The 286-nt window shown below is 62.9% G+C and carries 1 pseudogene; it reads left to right on the forward strand.

The window, feature by feature from the left end:
* Window positions 1-286: pseudogene (locus IG178_RS24710) on the forward strand (Fe-S cluster assembly protein SufB); the annotation flags it as partial.

Raw genomic sequence — 286 nt, forward strand, 5'->3', positions numbered from 1 at the left:
TCATGGACACCGACACCGCGCTGCGCGAGCACCCGGAGTTCTTCGAGGAGTACTTCGGCACGGTCATCCCGGTGGGCGACAACAAGTTCGCCGCGCTGAACACGGCTGTGTGGTCCGGCGGATCGTTCGTCTACGTGCCCAAGGGCGTCCACGTGGACATCCCGCTGCAGGCCTACTTCCGCATCAACACGGAGAACATGGGCCAGTTCGAGCGGACGCTGATCATCGCGGATGAGGACTCCTACGTCCACTACATCGAGGGCTGCACCGCGCCGATCTACAAGAC

Origin of the sequence: Neoluteolibacter marinus, from assembly GCF_014904755.1 — a bacterium.
Lineage (GTDB): Bacteria > Verrucomicrobiota > Verrucomicrobiia > Verrucomicrobiales > Akkermansiaceae > Haloferula > Haloferula marina.